This window comes from Sphingomonas sp. TZW2008 (assembly GCF_002117915.1).
In the GTDB taxonomy this organism is placed as follows: Bacteria; Pseudomonadota; Alphaproteobacteria; order Sphingomonadales; family Sphingomonadaceae; genus Sphingomonas.
Window position 1 is genome coordinate 287,954 of the sequence record NZ_BDJB01000008.1, and the last position, 21,821, is coordinate 309,774.

A 21,821-nucleotide genomic window follows, 5' to 3' on the forward strand; every position below is an offset into this window, starting at 1 on the left:
AATGATTGACGGCATGATCCCCTTCCGTGAGGCGGCTCGCCGTCCGGGTGCGAACAGCGCGGCGACCTGGCCGGCACGGGGCGAACCGAACCGGCTTGAGCCGGAATGCTGGCCCGTCCTTCGTCCCAGCTTCACCGTTGCGAAGGGGGCAACGGTCTTCACGATGGGCAGCTGCTTCGCGCGCAACATCGAGACGCATCTCGATCGGTTGGGCTTCGCCGTTCCTGCCGTCACGCTGACACGATCCAACAGCGCGCTCACCGCCGCCTATGGCGCGGAGATTTTCAATAAATATACGCCGACCTCGATTGCGCAGGAGCTCGAATGGGCGCGCACGATCTACGATCGCGACGATACGCTGACCGAGCAGGACGTGATGCCGCTGCTGCTGCAGCTCGGCGAGGATCGCTACGTCGATCTGCACGCGCGCGCCGATCCCGGCTTCGGGCTGCCGTTCGACGAGCAGATGGCGCGGCGTCGCCTGATTTACTCGTGGTTGCGCACGGCGTTCGACTGCGATCTCGCGGTCGTCACACTCGGCCTGATCGAAACGTGGTGGGATACGCGTGTCGACCAGTCGATCGAGATGCATCCGCGTGCGCTTCGCCACCCGGACGCCAAACATTTCGGATTCAAGCCGCTCGATTATACTCGATCGCTGTCGGCGACGCGCCAGGCGCTCAGTGTATTGCTACGCAATCCGCGCACCAAAGTGCTCATCACCACCTCGCCGGTCCCGCTTGAAACCACCTTCACCACCGACGACGTGATTATCGCCAACATGATGTCGAAGAGCATCCTGCGCGCGGTGGCGGGCACGGTCACGCAGGACAATGATCGCGTCGATTATTTCCCGTCCTACGAGAGCGTGATGCTCACCAAACAGGCATCGGTGTGGATGAACGATCTCATCCATATCGAACAGGCATTCGTGGGACGCATCATGGCGCGTGTCGTCGAAGCCTATGTCGTCGATGCGGCGACCAGCCAGTACGAGCAGGCGATGGCGTTCAGCACCGCGGTGATGGGCGGTGCGATCGACGACGCCGCGCCGCTCTACGAGGTGCTGCGCGATGGCCCGGGTGATCCTGCGCTGCATGCGCTGCCGCTGGATCTGGCGCACTATGAAATCGCAGTCGGTGACGCGGAAACCGCACGCAAACGCCTGCGCGCCCTGCACGATTCGGGCGCAGAAACAGCGGAAGGGTTTCGGTTCGCCTGGCTGCTGCAATCGGTTGGCGAGGACGTCGCGGCGGAAGAGCAGCGGCAGCGCGCATTCGCGCAAATCGCCGGCAATTGGGCAATGCTCGAGGCGGTCATGGTTCAGATGCATCGCCAGGGCCGCGACGATGAGCATCTTCGCTTGATGCAGAAGGCTGAAACGACCTTCATTGCCAATCCCGACGTTCTTGCGCGGCTCGCGCTGTTCTACCGTGATCGCGGCGACGAGCCCAACCACCAGCGACTGCTACAGGCGGCGGCGCTGGCCGGGGGAACGCCTGAGCAGATTGCTTATTATGCGCAGCAGTTTCTCAGCGCGGGCAATCATGATGCTGCGCACGCGATTGTCTCGTTACTCAAGTCGCCCGAGCACTCTCCCGAAGCCTCACGTCAGCTCGCAACGATCGCGTCCGGGCGGCAGCGTTTCGATGAGGCGGCGTCACATCTGAAGCGCCGGCTCGATGCGGCGCCAGACGACGTGATCGCCCTCGGCATGTACGCAGTTGCGCTTACCCAAGCCGGACGCGAGGTAGAGGCGCTGGTCGCCGGGCGGCGGGCGCTCTCGCTCGATTCGGATGACCCACGTATTCCAGACCTCGTGGCGCGCCTGGAGGCGCGCGGTGACGACCTGCTCGCATGACGCTCAGGTCGCTCGAAACGCTACGCTCAACTGTGAAAGATTATTGCACGACAGGAACTTAGCAGGCGTCACTTAGCCAGCCTGCGGACCCGGCAATCAAATGACACCGCCTGCGATTGCGAACGACTTGCAATAGCAACGAGACGTAGCTAATCCGCCCTCGACCTTCGGGGGGAGTAGAGACGTTGACGACGATTTTCGCGCTGTTGGCTTCAGCAGCCGCTGTTACCACCGCACCGGCGGATGCCATTGAGCCGCAAAGCATAGACGACATCGTCGTTACCGGGCAGCGGACTGAAGGAACTGACGACTACACGATCCGCGGCGAGACGACCGCAACGCGCCTCAACCTGACGCAGCGCGAGACGCCGCAGTCGATCAGCGTCGTCACGCGCGCACAGATCGAGGACTTCCAGCTCAACGATGTCAACACGCTGCTGACGACGGTGCCGGGCGTCAACGTCCAGGCGAACGAGACCGATCGCGTCTATTTCTCCGCGCGCGGCTTCGACATTCAGACGTTCCAGATCGACGGCATCGGCGTGCCCTTCGCCTTTGGGATCCAGACCGGATCGATCGACACCGCCTTCTACGATCACATCGAGGTGCTGCGCGGCGCCCCCGGCCTGCTCTCGTCGACCGGCAACCCGTCGGCAGTGGTCAATTTCATCCGCAAGCGCCCGACGCGCGACACGCAGGTGCGCGCCTCGGCGCAGTACGGCTCGTTCGACAACGTCCGGCTCGAGGCCGACGTCAGCGTGCCCTTGACCAGCGACGGCAGCGTCCGCGCGCGCGCGGTCGGCGCCTTCACCGATACCGACAGCCATCTCGACCGCTACGGCCTGCGCCGCTGGGTCGGCTACGGCATCGTCGAGGCCGATATTGGGCCCAAAACCGTGATCAGCGCGGGCTATGGTCATCAGGATCACCAGAGCCGCGGGGCGATGTGGGGCGCACTGCCGCTCAACTACACTGATGGCACGCGGATCGACTATGATCGCTCGGCCAACGTCGCGCCCGACTGGTCGAACTGGAACATCATCGATCGGCAGATCTTCGGCGACATCACGCACCGCTTCGACAATGGCTGGATCGCGCGGTTCAGCGCGGTCCGCCGCGCGACGAGCGAGGCCGACGAGCTGTTCTACGTCTACGATGCGCCCGTTCGCGGCGCACCGGGCGGCATCGACCTGCGCGATCCGGCGAATCCGTTCGATGATCTTGGCATTAAAGCCTATCCCGGCGCCTTTCGCGCGCAGACGCGCAACCTGACGATGGAAGGCTATATCACCGGCCCGGTGACGCTGTTCGGCCGCCAGCATGACGTGAACATCGGCGTCAATCGCAGCGCACAGGATTACAAGCAATCGTCGAGCTACGACAATGCGCTGATCGGCCAGCTGCTGCCCTTCCCCGATCTGCTCGACGGCAATTTCCCGAAGCCGAACTTCCCGACCGAATTCTCTACCGCCTATGCATCGAGCCAGAACACGCAGACGCGACGCGAGACGGTCTATGGCCTCGTTCGGCTCAACCTCGCCGATCCGCTCAAGGTGATGCTCGGCGGCAACGTCACGCACGCCGTCAGCAAGGGCTTCTCCTACGGCGTCGACACCAATTTCGACAACACGCGCTTTCTGCCGTTCGCGGGCGCGACGTTCGACGTGACGCCGAACCTAAGCCTGTACGCAAGCTACGCGACGATCTTCAATCCGCAAACCGCGATCGGCGCGGACTTCCGCATCCTTGATCCGATCCGCGGCAACAATCTCGAAGCCGGTATCAAGGGCGAATGGTTCGACGGAAGGCTCAACGCCACCGTCGCGCTGTTCCGCACGCGGCAGGACAATACTGCGGAGGCGATCGACTTCGTCGGCGGCCGCACGATCTCGCGCGGCGTCGATGCGCGGTCGGAAGGCATCGAGATCGAGGTCGGCGGGCAGCTCGCGCCCGGGCTGCAGGCGACCGGCGGCTATACGCTGATGCGGATTGAGGATGAGAATGGCGACGCCGCGCGCCTGTTCGTGCCGCGCAACACCGGCCGACTGAATGTCAGCTACTCGCCCCCCGCCCTGCCACAGCTGAAGCTCGGCGCCTCGGGCCAGTATCAGAGCCGCATCTTCACACCGACGCGGACTGCGCGCCAGGGCAGCTACGCGCTGCTCGATCTGCTCGCCCGCTACGAACTTACCCCAAATGTCGCCGCAGGTATCAACGTCCGCAACGTAACCAACGCCAAATATCTGACCGCGGTAAACTTCGACGGCGGCTATTTTGGCGCGCCGCGCACGGTGCTCGGCACGATCAGCGTGCGCTTCGGGCCCGGCATCGGCTTCTGACGTGATCGCCGCCCCGCTCCTCGTCGTCGTCGCCGCGACGCTGCTGATCCGCGCCGGATGGAGCGGCCGGCGCAGCCTCGGCGTGGTCGGCTGGGCGCTCGGCGGCGTCGCGCTCGGCTGGCTGGCGTGGGGGGACGGCGCGTGGGGCATCGCGCTCGGCACCGTCGCCGGGATCGCCGTCGCACTCGCGCTGGTCCTCTACGCCGGCGCCACCGCCCCCGCCCGCACGCGCCGCGCGCCGCGTGAGGCGCCCGCGATCGCGCTGCCCCGCAACGGTGGCGATTTCGGCCGCCGTGTCGCCGTCTTCCTCCTGGTCGTGCCGGTCGCATTCGTCGCCGCGCAATGGTGCGCCTATGGTGTCCAGGCGCTTGCCCGGCGCGCAGGCAGCGGGGAAGCGGACGCGATCGTCCTCACGCTTTTCCTGCAACCGATGATCTGGAGCGCGCTGATGATATGGCAGATGACCCGGCCTGGTCCGGTGCAGATGATCGCCCCCGCGGCGCTGACCGCGGTGTCCGGCACGCTGCTGTGGCTCGCCGCATGAGCGCGCCGCAGCGTCATACGCTGGTGCAACGCGCGCTGGGGGGGCATGCCGCGCTCGGCCTGCTCGCCAGTGCGCTGATCTACATCATCGCGCTGACCGGCTCGATCATCGTCATCCACGATCGCTGGCAGCGGTGGGAGGAGCCCAGTGTCGCGGAGAGCGCGGTGCTCTCCCCCGCTGCGGCGCAGGCCGCGATGACGGCGGTTGTCGCTGGTGAGGCTGGCAAGCCACCCACGACGCATCTCTACATCCGCATGCCGACGCCCGATCTGCCCCGCGCCGTCGTGACCACTGATCATGCCGCCTGGTACGTGGACGGCGCCGGCCGCATCGTCGCGCCCGAAGCGCATAGCTGGACCGAGTTCCTCATCGGGCTGCACGAATATCTGCACCTGCCGACGACATGGGGGATGATCCTCGTTGGCGCGCTCGGCGTCGCGCTCGCCGCGCTTGTCGTCACCGGCGTACTCGCGCACCCGCGCATCGTGCGCGACGCCTTTCTGCTGCGCACCCGCCACGATCCGCCGATCGCGCGCGCCGATTGGCACAACCGGTTGGGCGTATGGACGCTGCCCTTCGCGCTCGCCGTCACGCTGACGGGCGCGTTTATCGGGCTCGGCAGCGTCGGCGTCAGCGCACTCGCGCGCGGCTATACCGGCGGCGATCTCGAGAAGGTCTACGCGCCTGTGTTCGGTGACGAGCCGCCGCCTGAGGCCGCGCGCGGGCCGCTGCCGAACGTCGCGGCGGCGCTTCACGCGGTGCACACGCGCGTACCGCAGGCGTCGCCGACCTACGTCATCGTCCACGATCCCGGCACGCGCGGGCAGCACGTCCAGGTAATCGCCGAACATCCCCGGCGGCTGATCTACGGCGAGACGTATCGCTTCGACGGCGCCGGCCGCTGGCACGGGCCGGTCGGCCTGTCGGACGGCGCACTCGGGCAGCAGGCCGCCGCTTCAGCGTACAATCTCCATTTCGGCAATTACGCCGGCCTGCCGGTCGAGATCGCCTATATCCTGCTGGGCTTGGCGCTGTGCATCGTCACCGCGACTGGCACCACTCTGTGGCTCGGCAAGCGCCGCCGCCGCGGCCATGGCAGCGACCGGCTCGAAGCGAGCTGGACAGTGATCGTCTGGGGCACGCCGCTGGGGCTGATCCTCACCTATTGGCTGCGCGCGACCGTCGGCCCGCAGGCGCAGCTCGTCGCGGGCTTTTGGTTGTTCCTCGCCGCGCTGCTGCTTGCCGCCGGTGCACGGTCCGCGCTCATCACCGCGCTGCGATTGCGGACGGTAACGGTGGGCGCGCTTGGTGTGACTGCATTCAGCCACGCCGCCGCGAGCTATCCCGGCCCGACCGAAAACCTCGCGCTCGACGCCGCGATCCTGGCGATGGCGGGGCTGATCTGGGCAGTGGGTCGCCGCTCGTCGGCTGCGGCGCCGGCGGCTGGTGCCGAGCGAGCGCGGATGGCTGCCGCGCAGCATTGAAGCGTGCAGGTCAGCCGCGCGAGGTGCCGGGATAGGTCTTCTGCTGCGCCCATGCGGCGATGCCGAGCCGTTCGGGCAGGGTCCGCAGCACGGCCTCCAGCGCTGCACCCTCGCCGTCCCGGCACCCGCCGGCGGCGTGGATCGCGCGCCCCGCGCCGGCTGCGCCGATCCACGTCACGTCGTACGATGCCTGATCGCTCACCTTCACCCGGCACGCGACCTCGCGCTGCTCCTTGGCTTGCGGTCGAAACCGGGCAAGCTCGGCAGCAACGGCGCGGTAGACCGCCGCATCAATCTTCCGACGGCGCTCGCCCAGCGTCGCCGTATGTCGTGCTCCCTTGAACACCACCTCGCCGTCCGCGGCCATGCTGACGGTATAGGCCGGGCAGAAGCCGAAACATGGGCCAACTGAAACCATGATCGTCTCCGCGGTCGCGGTTGAGGAATGCGGCGCGGGAAGATTACCCGCGCATCCTGCCAGTGCAGTGCTCATCGCAAGCAGTTCTACCCGCCCGATCATCGTGCATACTCGCGCAGATCGACGGGCAGTTGCGCGATCGAACAATAGCGAAAGGTCGAAGCCGCCGCACCGCGACGCAGCGTGAAGGTCGTCGCGTCGCGTACCGTCACCACCTGCCGCTCGCTCGATCGCGGCGCGGGCCCGGCGCCGGCATCGATGCAACTTTGCGACACGCTGTATCGATTGCCCCGGCGCGACAGCACCGTGACCCGGCAGGCGCGCGAATGGGCCCCGCTGATCCCCTGACCGTCGTAGCGCCGGATCGATGCGTTGGGTGGCGCGGCACAGCCGATCCCCTGCTCGACGTAGATCCCCGGCGTCAGCCGATAGACCCCGCGCGGTTCGGGCAAGCGGGCGACCTGCGCTGCCGCTGAGATCGTTGCGCCCAGCCCGCACAGCGCGGCCAACCACTTCACTCGAACAGCCACCTGATCGCCTTCCTCGCCATGGTTCGTCGCATTTCGCTAAACCGCCCAAGCTGAACCGGTGCTGCGATGTCGACGCCCAACGCGCTCCCGGCGCACCGTACCGCCCCTGTACGCCCGGCATCCGGCCATGATATGTTCCGCTGATGATCGTTCCGGCCGCCGCGCCCGCCTTCTCATCCGATCCCGCCGCGCCCGATTTCGTGGTCGTCGACGTGGAGACCGCCTGCGCGCGCGTCAGCAGTATCTGCCAGATCGGTATCGTCGGGTATCGCGCCGGTCGCGAAGTCTTCGCGTACGAATCGCTCGTCGATCCATGCGACGAATTCTCGCCCTTCAACACGCGAATTCACGGCCTGTGCGAAGATCACGTGATGAACCAGCCGACCTTTGCCGGCATCCATGCCGCGGTCGACGGCCACCTCGGCGGTCGCATCACCGTTGCGCACTCGCTATTCGACAAGAGCGCGCTCGCCGCTGCATGCCGCGTGCACGAGAAGCCTATGATTGATGCGACCTGGCTCGACAGCGTGCGGGTCGCGCAGCGCGCCTGGCCCGATTTGCCGAGCCACCGCCTCAGCGCGCTCGCTAAGTTCCTTGGCCTCCGCCACAAGCACCACGACGCGCTCAGCGACGCCCGCGCGGCCGGCATGGTGATCGTCCGTGCGATCGAGCACACGGGGATCGATCTGGCGGCATGGCTAAAGCCCGCCGCCACCCGCGCCTCCCCCGTGCCACGGCCGGCCGCTGATGGGCCGTTGAAGGGTGAGCGGATCGCCTTGCTCGGCGCGAAGCGCAACGGCGCCTTGGCACTGACACTTGCGCAGGCCGGTGCCCGCGTCGTCGCCTCGGTCGGCCCGACGACCACGATGCTCGTCGTCGCCAACGACCAGCCGTACGGCCGTTTCTTTCATGCCAGCCCCGCCCACCGCCGGGCGGACGAGCTTCGCGCCGCCGGTTCCCCGATCGCGATCGTGCGCGAAGACGACCTACTACAGCGTATCGCATCAACCGCGCCATCAGCAGGTGAGGCGCGCGCCAGCGCATGATGCCGCCGAGTGACGCCGCTGCGCAATCGCGCTTGCCTAGCGCGCGGACGATGGCCACCCCCGGGCGACGTAGTTCACTCGCAACAAGGCCCCTTCTGTGACCCATATCGCCAAGATCATGCTGCTCGGATCGGGGGAACTCGGCCGCGAATTCACCATCTCGGCTAAGCGCCTTGGCGCCTATGTCGTCGCTTGCGACAGCTACGCCCACGCCCCGGCAATGCAGATGGCCGACGAAGCCGACATCTTCTCGATGCTCGATCCCGACCTGCTGCGCGCCGCGATAGCGCGCCATCGCCCCGACTATATCGTCCCCGAGGTGGAAGCGATCCGCACCGAGATCCTCGCCGAAGTCGAGGCGCAAGGCATCACCGTCGTGCCTTCAGCGCGCGCCACGCAGCTGACGATGAACCGCGATGCGATCCGCGACGTCGCCGCGCGCGATCTGGGCCTCGTTACATCGCGCTACGACTATGCGGAGAGCCTGGCCGAAGCGCGCGCAGCTGCGGCGACGGTGGGCTTCCCGTGCGTTGTCAAACCCGTGATGTCCTCGTCGGGCAAGGGGCAGAGCCTCGTCCACAGCGCCAACGAGCTCGAACGCGCTTGGACTTACGCGGTCGAAAACATGCGCGGAGATCGGCGGCGCATCATCGTCGAGCAGTTCATCGACTTCGATTACGAGATCACGCTCCTGACGGTGCGGACGCGCGACGGTGTGCGCTTCTGCCCGCCGATCGGCCACCGTCAGGAACGCGGCGACTATCGCGAATCGTGGCAGCCCGCCGCGATGTCCGCCGCGGCGCTCGCCGCCGCGCAGGACATGGCGCGCCTCATCGTCGACGATCTTGGCGGCTACGGGCTGTTCGGGGTCGAGTTTTTCGTTGCGGGCGACCGCGTCATCTTCTCCGAGCTTTCGCCCCGCCCGCACGACACCGGTATGGTGACGCTGATCTCGCAGACGTTGAGCGAGTTCGATTTGCACGCGCGCGCGATCCTTGGCCTGCCCATTCCCGACGTGGCACTGGTCGGTCCCGCCGCCTCCGCCGTGATCCTCGCCGATCGCGACGCGGCGCGCTTCAGCTATCGCGGGCTGGCAGAGGCACTGGCAACGGCAGCAGAGGCGGTGGACGTGCGGCTGTTCGGCAAGCCCGTAACACGACCCTATCGCCGGATGGGTGTCGCGCTCGCCCGCGCTTCGGATGTCGGCGAGGCACGTGCCGCCGCGCGCACCGCCGCCGACGCAATCGTTATCGTTTACGAATGAACTGCCGCACGGCGTTTGCCGACGGCAAAGAAAAAGGGGCGGCTTTCGCCGCCCCTGTATCCTCCACTGCTTCCGAAGAAGAATGGCGCGCCCGGAACGATTCGAACGTCCGACCCTCAGATTCGTAGTCTGATGCTCTATCCAGCTGAGCTACGGGCGCCCGGTGGAGGCGCGCTAATATAAGCGGGTTCGGGATTGCGCAAGGGCGTTGCGCCACTCTTTTTCGCTCCGTAAGCAAAGACGCATGTCACCGCGCAGCCCGCTCCTGCCCCTGATGCTCGGCGTCGCGCTTGCCGGGTGCAGCGCGACGGGCCGATCCTACCCCTCTCTGCTTCCCCGCGCGGCGGAGCAGCAGAGCTTCGCCGAGCCGGCCACGCCGCCTCCGGCGCCCGCGGCGCCCGATCCCGCACTCGATGCCCGGATCGCTGCGACCACCGCTACGCTTAACGCGCGCGTGAAGGCGTTCGAGACGGCCAGCGCGACCGCGCGGCAGAAAGTGGCATCGGCCGGGCGCGCGCCCGCGGGCAGCGAGGCGTGGCTCGATGCGCAGGTGACCTTGGCGGAGCTCGATTCGCTGCGCTCGGCGACGCTTGAGGTGGTCACCGATCTCGAGACGATCGCGGGCGAGCGCGCGGCCGATCTCGCGGCGGACTATGGCCCCCTGGACGCGGCGGTCTCGCAAGCCCGCGCTGCAGCGGCGAAGCAAGCAGCAACGATCGCCGAGCTGCAGGGCCGACTGTCGCCCGCCTGACAGGTTTCGCCCGGCGCGATCGGGATCAGCGCGCCGCCGCTGGACGAAGCGCGCCGCCGCTCAGGTACATCGCGGTAATCGTGATCTCCGTCACGCCGCGTCCGACGGTGACCGCGGTAACTTTGGGCGACGGCTTGCGACCGAACACGAAGTCGAGCAGCGTCACGCGCGGATTGCCCGACGCGCCGCCACCATCGCTGCGATCGGTGTTGCCATTGCCATTGACGTCGTGGCGCAGATCGACGGCGTAGCTGCCCGGCGCCGGCACGGGCATGCAGATGCGGATCGGCCCTGTGGCCGGGGTCGGTAACTCGACACGATCAATCCAGCTCTTCTTGTCGAACCATTTGGACGGCGCGCCGCCGAAGGTCCGCACGCGGATCATGCCGGTGCGGCTCTTGAGCCCCACGACGGAGACGAGGATCGCGGGGCCGCTGCCGGAGCAGCGAGCGGCGTGCGGGCCAAGGACGCCACCGCCCTGCGCCGTGCCGGAAGTCGCGGCGAGCATCGCGGCGCTCAGCGCGAATGAGCCAAGTAGCGAACGATATGGAACAAACTTCATCACAGCTTGTGTCGCATCTAGTCGTGGCGCGATCGTGGCGCGGCAGCGTCAAAGATATGAATCGTCGCGGACAAAATTCGCGATGGTGGGCGCTGACGGGTTCGAACCGCCGACCTACTCGGTGTAAACGAGCCGCTCTACCAGCTGAGCTAAGCGCCCCCTCGCGGGAGAAGCGGCGGTGTAGCGCGGTTTGCGCGCGGCACAAGACCGATCGTCAGACCAGTGGCAGCCCCATCGCGCGGAGTGACGCGATATAGCGACGCATGCCCTCCAGCCCGCGCGGCGTCAGGAACATGAAGGCGCGGCGGCGATCGAACGGGTCGGGCTCCCGCCGGAAGATACCCGCGTCGGTCATTCGCGCGATCCAACGCAGCGCCGTCGTCGGCGCCACCGCGGCCGCGATGCACAGGCTGGATACCGAAACCTGCGCGCGCTCGAGATGCGCCGCATACAGGTCGAGCATCATGTCCCAGCCGGGATCCTCGAAAAGCCCCGGCCCGAGATGCCGATCGCGCTGTCGGCGCGCACGGACGATCTGGCGGATCTCGCTGGACGATCCGGCATCCTCCGCCGCCGAGGCGAAATCGTCGCTGCGATCGATCGGCACCGCCTGTGATGCCGCCTCGCGCGTCGATAGTCGGGCGAGCACGTCGGCAATCCGCGCCACTTCGGCGTTCAGCCGCGCGAGCCGCGCCGCCTCATTCTCGCGTACGGTTTCACCCAAACTGAAGCGGTCCGACAGGCCGCAGGCCGCGATCGCCGCGATCCAGTCCATCGCCGATGGATCGCACACGATTTCGTGTCGCGCAGCGACGAGCGAAGCGGCGATGACGTCGATTCGCGCCATGTCGGTGCCGATCACCAGCGGCAGCCCGCGCCCCGCGGCCTCGTGATCGATCGCCGGAAGCATGGCGGCGATGGCGTCCTCGGCTATGCCGCGGGCGTCGAGTACAACCACCGGTACGGCTGACAAAGCCTGCAGCCGTTCGAGCGCGCCGTCCCACGATACGCCCGGCAACACACGCCCCCCAGCCTGCGCGATCACGGCCGATACGGTGTCGGCGGCATCGTCGCTGCCGACGATCAGTGCGTCGAACCGCCCCCGCGCGTTGGAGTCATAGTCCCAGTTGGTTCCCAGCATATCCCACCCTGAACCGGATCAGAACATGTCGTCTAACCCATTGAGGTCAGGCAACGATCAACCTCCGGAACGGCGCAGCGTATCCGTGATTGAGTTATAAGAACCTCCGCTTCGGATGATTCACATCACTCAATTGCCTTAACGATTTCCTCGACCATCTTCTTCGCGTCGGCCAGCAGCATCATCGTGTTGTCCATGTAGAAGACGTCGTTGTCGACGCCGGCATAGCCGACACCGCCCATCGATCGCTTCACGAACAGCACCGTCTTGGCCTTTTCGACGTCGAGGATCGGCATGCCGTAGATCGGCGACGTCTTGTCAGTCTTCGCCGCCGGATTGGTCACGTCGTTCGCGCCGATCACGAACGCGACGTCGGTCTGCGCGAATTCCGAATTGATGTCCTCTAACTCGAACACCTCGTCGTACGGCACGTTGGCCTCCGCGAGCAGCACGTTCATGTGGCCGGGCATGCGGCCGGCGACCGGGTGAATCGCGTATTTCACGCGCACGCCGGCCTCCTTCAGCTTGTCCGCCATCTCGCGCAGGACGTGCTGTGCCTGCGCCACCGCCATGCCATAGCCCGGCACGATGATGACCTGTTCGGCCTGCGTCATCAGGAACGCGGCGTCCTCCGCCGAGCCGCGCTTCCACGGGCGTTGCTCCTTCGCCGCACCGTCGCCGGCGCCGCCGCTCTCCGCCCCGAAGCCGCCCGCGATCACGCTGATGAAGCTGCGGTTCATCGCGCGGCACATGATGTAGCTGAGGATCGCGCCCGACGATCCAACCAGCGCGCCGGTGATAATCATCGCGCTGTTGTGGAGCGTGAACCCCATCGCCGCCGCCGCCCAGCCCGAATAGCTGTTGAGCATGCTGACGACGACCGGCATGTCCGCCCCGCCGATCGGCACGATCAGCAGGAAACCGATCGCGAACGACAGCGCGACGACGATCCAGAAATTGGCAGGCGCCTCGGTCAGCCAGAAGGCGAACGCGAAATAGGCGATCATCAGCGCGACGCCGAGGTTGATCGCGTGGCGCATCGGCAGCAGGATCGGCGCGCCGCCCATGTTGCCGTTGAGCTTGAGGAACGCGATTACCGATCCGGAAAAGGTTATCGCGCCGATCGCGACGCCCAGGATCATCTCGACCCGGCTGACGGGATGGATCGTCGCGAACGGCTGGCCGATCAGCGGGGTAACGACGTCCGCAATGCCGAAGGCGACCGGGTTGAGATAAGCGGCGACCGCCACGAGCACCGCGGCGAGCCCGACCAGGCTATGGAAGGCGGCGACGAGCTGCGGCATCGCCGTCATCGCGATGCGCCTTGCGGTGACGATCCCAATCACCGCGCCGACCCCGATCGCCACGAGGATCTCGATCACCGCCAGCGTATCGACGCGCTGCAGCAGTGCGGCGTAGTCGTAGCCGCCGACCTCGCCCAGCGCGACGACGGGCATCGTCGGCACGTGCGTCAGCAGCGTCGTCACCACCGCGATCGTCATGCCGATCATGCCGAAGCGATTGCCGCGCTGGCTCGATGCCGGGCTCGACAGCCCGCGCAGCGCGAGGATGAAGCAGACCCCCGCCACAAGGTAGGCGAGCGCCGCCCAGGGATTGTCCGCGACCTGTTCCACTACCCTCGATCCCCCCGGTTCATATGTGTCCGGCGGCGCGCGCCGCCGGTGTGCCGATCAGTGCTTCGCAGCCGCCGGCCGATCCTTCTTCTTGTACATCGCGAGCATACGCTGCGTGACGGCGAAGCCGCCGAAGATGTTGATGCTGGCCAGCACGACGCCGAGTAGCCCCAGCCATTTGGCACTCGGGCTGCCGCTCGCCGCCGCGGCGATCAGCGCGCCGACAATGATGACGGAGGAGATCGCGTTGGTCACCGCCATCAGCGGCGTGTGCAGCGCCGGCGTCACCGACCAGACGACGAAATAGCCGACGAAGCACGCCAATACGAAGATCGACAGGATCGCGATGAAGCTCAACTTCCCCTCCTCACCCGGCGCGCACGATACGATCGTCGAGACCGCGGCACGCCTGTTCGAAACGTCTTAACGCTGCTTGCACCGGTTCATAAAGGTGCCGAGCGCGGGCATTAGGCGCCCAGCAGCCGTTCGTTGACGACCTTACCGCCCTGAGTCAGTCGCACCGCGTCGCCGATCTCCGCATCGAGCACCGGCCGCCCAGCCTCCTTGTCCCAGAAGGCGGACAGGAAGTTGAACAGGTTGCGCGCGAACAGCGCCGAGGCGTCCGCCGCGAGCCGCGACGGCACGTTGCGATGCCCGACGATCTTGACGCCATGCCGCTCGATCACTTGGCCGGCGACCGCACCCTCGACGTTCCCGCCCTGCTCGACGGCGAGGTCGACGATTACGCTGCCCGCGCGCATCGTCGCGATCTGCGCGTCGCTGATCAGCCGCGGCGCCGGGCGTCCCGGGATCAGCGCGGTGGTGATGACGATGTCCTGCTTGGCGATGTGCGACGATACCAGCTCGGCCTGCGCCGCCTGATATTCGGCGCTCATCTCGGTCGCGTAGCCGCCCGAGCCCTCGCCCTCGATGCCCTTCACATTCTCGACGAAGATCGGCTTCGCGCCGAGCGACTGGATCTGTTCCTTGGTCGCGGATCGCACGTCGGTCGCCGATACCTGTGCGCCGAGCCGGCGCGCGGTGGCGATCGCCTGCAGACCGGCGACGCCGACGCCCATCACGAAGACCTTGGCGGCCGACACCGTACCGGCGGCGGTCATCATCATCGGAAAGGCGCGGCCATATTCGCCCGCCGCGTCGAGCACCGCCTTGTACCCCGACAGGTTCGACTGCGAAGACAGGATGTCCATCGACTGCGCGCGGGTGATGCGCGGCATGAACTCCATCGCCAGCGCCTCGATCCCCGCCGCGGCATAGCCGTCGACGCGCGCGCGCTCACCAAAGGGATTGAGCCCGGCGACGAGCCATGCGCCCGGCTTCATGCCGGCAAGCGACGCAGGCTCGGGGCCCTGCACGCCCAGAACGATCTCCGCGCCCGCCAGGACTGCGGCACGATCCGCCACCGTCGCCCCGGCATCAGCATAGGCTTGATCAGTGATCGACGCCGCAGCACCGGCGCCCGTCTCGACGGCCAGATCGGCACCGAGCGCTGTGAACTTCTTCACCGTCTCCGGTGTCGCCGCCACCCGCCGTTCGCCGTCCGCCCCCTCCTTGAGGACAGCGATCTTCATCGGTTAGGCGATCAGCCAGACCACGAACGCAGCGACGATGACGCAGGCGACCGTGCCCCACTTCATCAGCCCCATGACGCCCTCGTAGGTCGCGGCATGCGCCTTGATGTCGTTGGACTGCGCACCGTGATCGGCCATGGTCACCCTCTTGTTCCACACTTGTATGCCCCGCTCTTATCCGGGGGCCCTGCCCGCCTCAACCCTGCTTAAGCGAGCTTTTACTTCGGCGTCCTAAAGCCGGTCGGATGAGGCGGGACGACAGATGACGCGCAACGGCCAGCGCATGCTGATGCTGATCGACGACGAGCCTGCGCAGCGGCGGCTGGTGGCGGCGCTTGCCGCCCGCGGCGGCTGGCGCACGCTATTCGCTGGCGATTCCGATACGGCGATCGCGATGCTTGGCACGCAGGACGGGATGCAGCTCGATGCGATCCTGTTCGATCACTGGGGCGAGGATGACGACGCCTCCGCCCTGATCGCGGAGCTGCGCGCGCGCCGGCCTGCGCTTCCGATCCTGGTGCTCACCGCCAACGGCTCCGTCAGCCACGCGGTGAACGCGATGCGCGCAGGGGCTACGGACTTCCTCGTCAAGCCGCTCGCCCCCGAACGGATGCTGCGCGCGCTGGACGCAGCGGTCGCGGGAACACAGGCCGGCGAGCTGCGGCCGCTGACCGAGAAGATTCCGGCGATGCTCGGCTTCGACGAGATCGTCGGATCGGCACCGCAATTCCGCGCCGCGTTGGCGATCGCGGCGAAGGCGGCGCGCGCACGCGTCGCGGTTCTGATCGAGGGCGAGAGCGGCGTCGGCAAGGAAGTCGTCGCGGAAGCGGTGCACGCCGCCAGCCCGCGCGCCAAGAAGCCGATGGTGACCGTCAACTGCGGCGCGCTGCCGGCGAATCAGATCGAGAGCGAGCTGTTCGGCCACGAACCCGGCGCATTCACTGGTGCGTTCGAGCGCAAGATCGGCAAGTTCGTCGAAGCCGATGGCGGCACGATCTTCCTCGATGAGGTAGGCGAGATGCCGCTCGAGGCACAGGCGCGACTGCTGCGCGTGCTGCAAGCGGGCGAGATCCACCCGCTCGGCGCGCGCCACCCGCGCGAGGTCGACGTCCGGATCATCGCGGCGACCAACAAACGTCTCGCCGATGAGGTGGAGGCCGGGACCTTCCGCGAGGATCTCTACTATCGGCTCAACCTGGTGCAGGTCCCGATCCCGCCGCTGCGCGAGCGCGCGCAGGATATTCCCGCGCTGGCCCGCCACCTGCTGGCGCGGATCGCGCAGCAGCCAGGGCTCAAGGAGCTAGGCATTACCGACGACGCGCTGGCGCTGCTCGTCGACTATGAATGGCCCGGCAACGTCCGCCAGTTGCAGAACGCGCTCTTCCGCGCTGCGGTGTTGTGCGAGGGCGATGCGCTGACCCGCGCCGATTTCCCACAGATCGCGACCTACAGCGCGCGCCGCAGCCGTGCGCCGCAGCTACAGCAGATGGCGACATCGGGCGGTGTCACGCTGTTCCGTGCCGACGGCAATCTGCGCGCGCTCGAAGAGATCGAGGCCGACGTTATCCGTCTGGCGATCGGCCACTACCGCGGCCGCATGACCGAAGTGGCGCGGCGGCTGGGGATCGGGCGCTCGACGCTCTACCGCAAACTCAGCGAACTCGGCATCGAGAACGCCGCCTGATCAGTCGATCCTCGCGATCCATTCTGGCAGCTCGGCGAGGCTGGTAAGCTGGCGGAACCGCGCGGCGTCGACCGGCGGCGGCGCAGCCTCGTGGCTCCAGCCGCCGTCCTGCGGCACATAGGCGGCCCACGCCCCGGCAGCGAGCGCGGGCAGCACGTCCGAGCGCATCGAATCGCCCGCCATCACCGCCCGCTCCGGCGCGACGCCGTGGCGCGCGAACAGACGCATGAAGGTCGCCGGCTGCTTGTCGCTGACGATCTCGATGCCGGCGAAACGCTCGCCGAGCCCGGAGGCGGCAAGCTTCATCTCCTGGTGCAGCAGATCGCCCTTGGTCACCAGTACCAGTCGCCCGAGCGCTGCGAGCCGATCGAGCGTGTCCTCGATCCCGTCGAGCAGTTCCACCGGATGCGCCAGCAGCGTCCGCCCGGCGTCGAGGATCTGGCGCACCGCCTTCGCGGGCAATGCTGCACCGCCAAGCTCAAGCGCGGTCTCGATCATCGACAGCGTGAAGCTCTTCGCGCCGTAGCCGTACAGCGGCAGGTTGCGCACCTCGACTTCTGCGAGCGTGTCGCGTGCGATGCCCGCTTCCGCAAACGGCGCCAGCATCGCGACGAACGCCTCTTCCGCCGCGGCGAAGAAACGCATGTTGTGCCACAGCGTGTCGTCGGCATCGAGGCAGATGAGGTCGATCGGCATACGGCGCCTGATATCTCCGGCTTCAGCGGCGCGAAAGCATCACGGAGCCTTGACGAAAACGTCAACCGCAATTACTGACACACCTGTCAATAAGGAGCAGTATCGATGGCCGCCAAGCTTCCCCCCTTCCCCGGCACGACGGGCAAGCGCGACTGGCGCACCGCCTTCGACGCGATCAAGAAGCTGCTGAATAATGGCGACGATACGGTGCAGGTGTTCCGCATCATGCGCGCGCTCAACACCGGCAGCACCGAATGGGGCTATGCCAAGCTGCTCGAGACCGAGAATGGCGGCCGCATCGCGCTGGAGCAGGCCAATCTCGCCGAGCGTTTCTCCGATCGGTCGTGGGTGGATACCTTTGCTCCCGGCACCGTCGGCGCCGCCTATCGCGACTTCCTCGACAGCACGGGCTATTCGGCCGACGGCCTCGTCGAGGTCAGCAAGGTCGGCAACGACAATGCCGAGATCGAACATCCCTACGCCTGGTTCGGCCGCCGTACGCGCGACATGCACGATATCTGGCACGTGCTGACCGGCTATAAGGCGGACGAGAGCCTGGGCGAGGCGGCGCTGGTCGCGTTCAGCTACGCGCAGGTCGGCGGGCTTGGCTGGGCGTTTATCGGCAGCGCGGCGGCGCTCAAGAGCTTTGGCGTCACCAAGAACACGCTCTTCGCGCGCGCGGTCGCCGAAGGGTACAAGCGCGGCAAGCAAGCTAAGTGGCTCGCCGGCGAGGACGTGCTGCAGCTGATGCACGAGCCGCTCGGCGCCGCGCGCAAGCGCCTCGGCCTCACCGAGCCGGTGATGTACAAGCGCGCACAGCGCGAACTTGGCGAGGAAATGGCTTCGTACCTCAGCGCGCGTCGCGAAGAGGCGGCGGAGCCCGAGCGGCTCGCCGCCTAACATCGCCGCGGCGCCGCCTGATCTGCTCGGGCGGCGCCGGCGGATTGCCTATTGCGCGCGCGCCCGCCACATGCCGGCCGGATGCTTCGCCGGCTCGTTCTCACCGATACGCGCAATCACGCGGCGCTCGCGCTCGAGCCGGGCGGCGGCTTCGTCGTCCTCACCGGCCCGAACGGCGCCGGGAAGACGAATGTACTCGAGGCGGTATCGCTGCTGTCTCCCGGACGGGGACTGCGCCGCGCGATGCTGGGCGATGTTGCGCGCCGCGACGGGCCCGGCGGGTTCGGCATCGCCGCCACGCTCGACGATACGACGCAGATCGCCACCGGCACGCTCGCCTCCGCGCCCGAGCGCCGCGTAGTGCGGATCAACGGTGCGACCGCCGCGGCGAATGCGCTCGCCGAGTGGCTCTCGATCCTGTGGCTTACGCCCGCGATGGACCGGCTGTTCGTCGAGCCGGCGGGCGAACGGCGGCGCTTCCTCGATCGCCTGACGCTCGCGCTCGCGCCGTCTCACGCGCACGAGGCGACGCGCTACGATGCGGCGATGCGCGCGCGCAACAAGCTGCTTGCCGACGAAGCGCCCGATCGCGGTTGGCTGTCGGCGCTCGAGGTGCAGATGGCGCAGCACGGCGCCGCGATCGATGCCGCGCGCCGCGAGACCGTAGCGGCCGTTTCGACGCGGCTTGCTGACCAGGCCGCCGCCGATTTCCCGCGCGCGACGCTCGCGCTCGATGGATGGACGGGGGACGAGGCGGCGCTGCTCCATGCGCTGCGTGACGGCCGCGCGCGCGACGCGGCGGCAGGGCGCACCCTCACCGGCCCGCACCGCGCCGATCTCACTGTCATGCATTGCGACAAGGCGATTCCTGCCGCACAGGCCTCGACCGGGGAACAGAAGGCGCTGCTGCTCGGCATCGTCCTTGCCCACGCCGATCTGGTCGGCGCGCGGCGCGGGCAGCCGCCGATCCTGCTGCTCGACGAGATTGCCGCACATCTCGATCCGGCACGCCGCGCGGCGCTGTTCGCGCGCTTGGCCGGGCACGCGCAGGTGTGGATGACCGGCACGGAGCCGCAATTGTTCGACGCGATCGGCGCGGACGCGACGCGCATCGCGCTCGGCTGAATGCCGGCTGTCGATCGGTCTCAGGCAGGGTTCAAGCACGGGCGCGCAGTGACGCCGTCGTAGCGGGGGCTACGATGGAGGAATGTGATGCGTACCCTTATCCTCGCCACGCTGGGCTTTGCCGCGATGACCGGTGCCGCGCCAGCCGAAGCGCAACGCAGCTGGGACTGGAGTGGCGGGCGCCCGGGCAGCGGTGCGTGGCGGCTCGTCGGCCCGGGCGTGCCGATGCTGATCCCCGAGCTGCGCGCCTCGGTCCGTGGCCGGGCTTTCGTGATGCGCAACTTCGATCTCAATGGCGATCGCGTGATCGGCCGTCGCGAGGCAGCGCTTGCCAACCGTACCTTTATCCAGATTGCCGGCGCCGATCGTCCGCGCTTCAACTGGGACCGTCGCGATTCGACCTATGTGGTCGCCGTCGAGGAACCGGCACGCGGCCCGATCGCCTGGGATCGCCGCGCGATGCGCGACTACGGCTTTCGCCAAACGCCACGCGGCGCGACGATGACGCTGAGCGAGCAGGTGCTGTTCGACACCGACAGCGCGACGCTGCGCCCGGGCGCGATTGCCCGGCTGCGTCCGCTCGCCGCCTATCTGCGCGCCAATCCGGGCGTGCGCGTGGCGATCGATGGCCATACCGATTCGCGCGCGTCCGACGCGTACAACAAGTCGCTGTCGCTGCGTCGTGCCGATGCAGTGCGGGGCGCATTCGACGATCTCGGCGTCACGCGCGCGCGCTTCTCGGTCGAAGGCTTCGGTGAGAGCCAGCCGGTTGCCAGCAACGCGACGCCGCAGGGCATGCAACGCAATCGCCGCGTCGAGGTGACGTTGCTCGGCCAGCGCGCCGACCGTCTGGCTGGCGAATGACGCACCACCGGCGTCCGCCCCGCCCGTCAAGGGGTGGACGCCGGCAAGCGCGGCGCTACGGTCGCGTGATGGAGAGCAATCTAGATCGACCGGCAGCAGCCGGCGAGTGGGCGCGCGGTTGGCCGGTGGTGGCCGCGGCGATGATCGGCATCGGCTTCGGGCCGGGGCTGTTCCAGAACCTGTCGAGCCTGTTCGTCGTCGGGCCGATCGCCGAATTCGGCTGGAGCCGCGGCGATATTGCGACTGCCGCCGGCCTTGGGCTGCTTGGCGGGCTGCTGGTGCCGTTCCTCGGCCGCCTCGTCGATCGCTGGGGCGTACGGCTGATGATCGTGCTCGGCATGGCGCTGCTCGCGCTCGTCTACGCTGGTCTTTCGGCGATGACTGGGCCGTTGTGGCAATATCAGGCGCTAGTCTTCGGCCTAGCCCTCGCCGTTCCCGGCACCAGCGCGATCGTCTATGGGAAGCTCATCGCGCTCAGGTTCGAGAAGCACCGGGGCATGGCGCTCGGCATCGCCACGTCGGGCATCTCGATCACCTCGCTTGCGCTGGCGCCCGTCCTTGGCCTCGTCATCACCAGCTACGGCTGGCGCGTCGGGTTCCTTGCCTTGTGCGCCGCCGTCGGCGCGGCGGCGCTGCCCGCGGTACTGCTCCTGCTGCGCGGCGTACCCGCCGGCCCCACCCGGCCCGATCCGGACGACGCGCGCGCCGCGATCCCGGTCGAAGGAATGACGGGCAGCGAGACGCGGCGCGACGGGCGATACTGGCGGCTTGGACTGTGCGGCGCGCTCATCAACGTGGCGAGCGTCGGGCTGGTCACCTCGCTGGTGCCGTTCGGCGTGGATCGCGGGCTGAGCGCTGCCGAGGCAGCACTTTTGGTGACGAGCTTCGCCGCCAGCCAAGTCGTCGGACGACTCGTCATGGGCGCGCTGGTCGATCGCTTCCCGCCGCGCGTCACCGCCGCGGTCTTTGCGGCGATCTCCTGCCTCGCGTTCGTCGCGCTGCAACTGCCGCAGCCCGGCCTCGCGCTGCTCCTCACGCTCGTGTTCCTCGGCGGGCTGATGAACGGCGCCGAGCACGATCTGCTGCCGTTTCTGACTGCCCGCCTGTTCGGCATCCGCGCCTATGGCGAGGTCTACGGCCTGCTCATCATGATCTCGCTGATCGGCACGGCGAGCGGCATCACCGCCTTCGGCCGGCTCCACGATGCAACGGGCGGCTACGACATCGCGCTCGTCGTCGCGGCGGTCGCGCTGGGGATCACGGCGCTTCTCTTCCTCTCGCTGCGCGAACGCCCCCTACCACACGTTCAGGCCGCCGCAATGCCTGCCTGACGCCCGCCGTTGCGCCGCCATTTCGCTTTCGTTGCGGCGCCGCAATGCCTATATG

Annotated in this window: 21 protein-coding genes and 2 tRNA genes; 12 read left to right on the plus strand and 11 right to left on the minus strand. The window is 67.6% G+C overall.

From position 1 onward, the window contains the following. Positions 1 to 13 precede the first annotated feature (13 nt). The 4 genes from B7L05_RS11340 (at position 14) to B7L05_RS11355 (ending at position 6,228) form a co-directional block, all read left to right on the plus strand. Positions 14 to 1,861 (plus strand): GSCFA domain-containing protein, encoded by a 1,848-nt coding sequence (locus B7L05_RS11340; protein WP_179187195.1) that lies wholly within the window; start codon positions 14 to 16, stop codon positions 1,859 to 1,861. Between the two features lie 185 nt (positions 1,862 to 2,046). Continuing rightward, positions 2,047 to 4,200, plus strand: coding sequence for a TonB-dependent siderophore receptor (locus tag B7L05_RS11345; protein ID WP_179187196.1), 2,154 nt, complete (start codon positions 2,047 to 2,049; stop codon positions 4,198 to 4,200). A 1-nt stretch (position 4,201) separates the two neighbouring features. Beyond that, positions 4,202 to 4,744: a hypothetical protein gene (locus B7L05_RS11350; RefSeq protein WP_085810371.1), complete on the plus strand. Its 543-nt coding sequence runs from the start codon at positions 4,202 to 4,204 to the stop codon at positions 4,742 to 4,744. After that, complete coding sequence (locus tag B7L05_RS11355) at positions 4,741 to 6,228, plus strand: PepSY domain-containing protein (RefSeq protein ID WP_144037239.1); 1,488 nt, start codon at positions 4,741 to 4,743, stop codon at positions 6,226 to 6,228. Before B7L05_RS11350 ends, B7L05_RS11355 begins: the two co-directional genes overlap by 4 nt. Positions 6,229 to 6,238: 10 nt before the next feature. Here B7L05_RS11355 and B7L05_RS11360 read toward each other — a convergent pair whose 3' ends face one another. Next, positions 6,239 to 6,721 carry a DUF6438 domain-containing protein gene (locus B7L05_RS11360; RefSeq protein WP_144037240.1) on the minus strand — a complete coding sequence of 161 codons (483 nt, stop codon included), beginning with the start codon at positions 6,719 to 6,721 and terminating at the stop codon, positions 6,239 to 6,241. A 23-nt stretch (positions 6,722 to 6,744) separates the two neighbouring features. Beyond that, entirely contained in the window at positions 6,745 to 7,164 is a 420-nt protein-coding gene (locus B7L05_RS11365) for a hypothetical protein (RefSeq protein ID WP_144037241.1), read from the minus strand. Between the two features lie 155 nt (positions 7,165 to 7,319). Here B7L05_RS11365 and B7L05_RS11370 point away from each other — a divergent pair, with 155 nt between their 5' ends. After that, entirely contained in the window at positions 7,320 to 8,222 is a 903-nt protein-coding gene (locus B7L05_RS11370) for an exonuclease domain-containing protein (protein WP_085810375.1), read from the plus strand. A 97-nt stretch (positions 8,223 to 8,319) separates the two neighbouring features. Next, entirely contained in the window at positions 8,320 to 9,486 is a 1,167-nt protein-coding gene (purT, locus tag B7L05_RS11375; protein ID WP_085810376.1) for a formate-dependent phosphoribosylglycinamide formyltransferase, read from the plus strand. An 83-nt stretch (positions 9,487 to 9,569) separates the two neighbouring features. On the opposite strand, the gene B7L05_RS11380 is transcribed toward purT, so the two are convergent. After that, a tRNA-Arg gene (locus B7L05_RS11380) sits at positions 9,570 to 9,646 on the minus strand. An 84-nt stretch (positions 9,647 to 9,730) separates the two neighbouring features. On the opposite strand from B7L05_RS11380, the gene B7L05_RS11385 reads away from it, so the two are divergent. Further along, positions 9,731 to 10,237 (plus strand): hypothetical protein, encoded by a 507-nt coding sequence (locus B7L05_RS11385; protein WP_085810377.1) that lies wholly within the window; start codon positions 9,731 to 9,733, stop codon positions 10,235 to 10,237. A gap of 25 nt (positions 10,238 to 10,262) precedes the next feature. On the opposite strand, the gene B7L05_RS11390 is transcribed toward B7L05_RS11385, so the two are convergent. From B7L05_RS11390 to B7L05_RS11420, 7 genes are all read right to left on the minus strand, one after another. Next, positions 10,263 to 10,799: a DUF2141 domain-containing protein gene (locus tag B7L05_RS11390; RefSeq protein ID WP_256926704.1), complete on the minus strand. Its 537-nt coding sequence runs from the start codon at positions 10,797 to 10,799 to the stop codon at positions 10,263 to 10,265. An 83-nt stretch (positions 10,800 to 10,882) separates the two neighbouring features. After that, a tRNA-Val gene (locus B7L05_RS11395) sits at positions 10,883 to 10,958 on the minus strand. 55 nt (positions 10,959 to 11,013) lie between these two features. Then, positions 11,014 to 11,940: a hypothetical protein gene (locus tag B7L05_RS11400; protein ID WP_085810378.1), complete on the minus strand. Its 927-nt coding sequence runs from the start codon at positions 11,938 to 11,940 to the stop codon at positions 11,014 to 11,016. Positions 11,941 to 12,065: 125 nt separating this feature from the next. After that, a complete protein-coding gene (locus B7L05_RS11405; RefSeq protein ID WP_085810379.1) occupies positions 12,066 to 13,574 on the minus strand; it encodes an NAD(P)(+) transhydrogenase (Re/Si-specific) subunit beta in 1,509 nt (502 codons plus the stop codon). A 57-nt stretch (positions 13,575 to 13,631) separates the two neighbouring features. Further along, positions 13,632 to 13,931, minus strand: coding sequence for an NAD(P) transhydrogenase subunit alpha (locus tag B7L05_RS11410; RefSeq protein WP_085810380.1), 300 nt, complete (start codon positions 13,929 to 13,931; stop codon positions 13,632 to 13,634). Between the two features lie 110 nt (positions 13,932 to 14,041). Then, positions 14,042 to 15,166: an NAD(P) transhydrogenase subunit alpha gene (locus B7L05_RS11415; RefSeq protein ID WP_085810381.1), complete on the minus strand. Its 1,125-nt coding sequence runs from the start codon at positions 15,164 to 15,166 to the stop codon at positions 14,042 to 14,044. A gap of 3 nt (positions 15,167 to 15,169) precedes the next feature. Beyond that, positions 15,170 to 15,304: an aa3-type cytochrome c oxidase subunit IV gene (locus B7L05_RS11420; protein WP_085810382.1), complete on the minus strand. Its 135-nt coding sequence runs from the start codon at positions 15,302 to 15,304 to the stop codon at positions 15,170 to 15,172. 124 nt (positions 15,305 to 15,428) lie between these two features. Between B7L05_RS11420 and B7L05_RS11425 the strand changes: the two genes are divergently transcribed. Further along, positions 15,429 to 16,850, plus strand: coding sequence for a sigma-54 dependent transcriptional regulator (locus tag B7L05_RS11425; RefSeq protein ID WP_085810383.1), 1,422 nt, complete (start codon positions 15,429 to 15,431; stop codon positions 16,848 to 16,850). On the opposite strand, the gene B7L05_RS11430 is transcribed toward B7L05_RS11425, so the two are convergent. Continuing rightward, a complete protein-coding gene (locus B7L05_RS11430; protein WP_085810384.1) occupies positions 16,851 to 17,546 on the minus strand; it encodes an HAD family hydrolase in 696 nt (231 codons plus the stop codon). A 105-nt stretch (positions 17,547 to 17,651) separates the two neighbouring features. On the opposite strand from B7L05_RS11430, the gene B7L05_RS11435 reads away from it, so the two are divergent. The 4 genes from B7L05_RS11435 (at position 17,652) to B7L05_RS11450 (ending at position 21,766) form a co-directional block, all read left to right on the plus strand. Next, positions 17,652 to 18,446: a Coq4 family protein gene (locus tag B7L05_RS11435; protein ID WP_085810385.1), complete on the plus strand. Its 795-nt coding sequence runs from the start codon at positions 17,652 to 17,654 to the stop codon at positions 18,444 to 18,446. An 81-nt stretch (positions 18,447 to 18,527) separates the two neighbouring features. Beyond that, positions 18,528 to 19,571, plus strand: coding sequence for a DNA replication/repair protein RecF (gene recF, locus B7L05_RS11440; protein ID WP_085810386.1), 1,044 nt, complete (start codon positions 18,528 to 18,530; stop codon positions 19,569 to 19,571). 87 nt (positions 19,572 to 19,658) lie between these two features. Continuing rightward, positions 19,659 to 20,435 (plus strand): OmpA family protein, encoded by a 777-nt coding sequence (locus B7L05_RS11445; protein ID WP_085810387.1) that lies wholly within the window; start codon positions 19,659 to 19,661, stop codon positions 20,433 to 20,435. Between the two features lie 68 nt (positions 20,436 to 20,503). Next, the gene (locus B7L05_RS11450) at positions 20,504 to 21,766 is read left to right on the plus strand and encodes an MFS transporter (protein ID WP_179187197.1); all 1,263 of its coding nucleotides are present in this window, start codon (positions 20,504 to 20,506) and stop codon (positions 21,764 to 21,766) included. Positions 21,767 to 21,821: the final 55 nt, after the last annotated feature.